Raw genomic sequence first — 1250 nt, forward strand, 5'->3', positions numbered from 1 at the left:
AGGTGTTTGACTTCGGGGCGTTACCGCCGGAGGTGAATTCCGGTCGGATGTATGCGGGTCCGGGTTCGGGGCCGTTGATGGCGGCGTCGGCGGCGTGGGATGAGATTGCTGCGGAGGTGGCTACGGCGGCTAGTGGGTATGGCTCGGTGGTTTCGGAGCTGACTAGTGGGCCGTGGGTGGGTCCGGCGTCGTCGTCGATGGTGTCGGCGGTGTTGCCGTATGTGAGTTGGCTTGGTGTGGTGGCGGGGTTGGCTGAGGAGACGGCTAGTCAGGGTCGGGCGGCGGCGGCGGCGTTTGAGGCGGCGTTTGCCATGACGGTGCCTCCGCCGGTGATTGCGGCTAATCGGGTGTTGTTGGCGACGTTGATCGCGACGAATTTTTTTGGGCAGAACACCCCGGCGATCATGGCGACTGAGGCCCAGTACATGGAGATGTGGGCTCAGGACGCGGCGGCGATGTATGGCTATGCGGCGGCCTCGGCGACGGCGTCGGAGTTGGCGCCGTTTGAGGCGCCGCCCAATACCACCACTCCCGATGGGGTGGCCGATCAGGCGTTGGCGCTGACTCAGGCCGCCCAGCAGCCGGCGGGCAATTCCGCGCAGACGGTGGCCTCGAGCACCTCGCAGCTGGCGACTACGCAGTTCGCCACGGTCGCCGCGCCGCAAGCGGCGAGTACGACGACGCAAACCGGGCCGTCCACCTTGTTGACCAGTGCGATCCAGAATTTCTTGCAGAGCGGGCCGCCCACCCCGACCAACAATTATCTGGGGCTTGCCCCGGGCATCTATGACACGCTCCTCAAACGAAACACGGGCCTGGCGTATTTCTCGAATGGTCTGGCGCAGTTCAGTTCGTCGATCGCCCAGCAGTTGGTGTTCGGTCCTGGTGGTAGCACGGCCGGTGCCGGTGGTGCCTGGTTCCCCACGCCGCAGTTCGCCCAGTTGGGGTTGGGCAACTTGGGCAACGTCGGTGGTGGGGCCATCTCGGCCGGTGCCGGCCAGGCCGCGCACGTCGGGGCGTTGTCGGTTCCCCAGCAGTGGGCCACGCTGACCTCCGCGGTCAGCCCGGCCAATGCCGCTGAGGCCGAGGCCATCCCCGTGCAGGCCGCGGGGTCCACCAGCCCGCCGGGCAATGCCCTGCTGCGCGGCATGCCCACCGGCGCCATCGGCCGACGCACCGCCGCCGCGGGCTACTCACACAAATACGGATTCCGCTACAGCGTGCTCACACGCCCACCATCGGCCGGAGAA

At 67.3% G+C, this 1250-nt stretch carries 1 protein-coding gene; it reads left to right on the forward strand.

Annotated features, from left to right (window positions below):
• Positions 1 to 2: 2 nt before the first annotated feature.
• Positions 3 to 1250, forward strand: a 1248-nt coding sequence (locus tag AWC17_RS09380) for a PPE family protein (protein ID WP_085164536.1), incomplete at its 3' end; no start/stop codon positions are given.

It is taken from the genome of Mycobacterium nebraskense (genome assembly GCF_002102255.1).
Taxonomy (GTDB): Bacteria; Actinomycetota; Actinomycetes; order Mycobacteriales; family Mycobacteriaceae; genus Mycobacterium; species Mycobacterium nebraskense.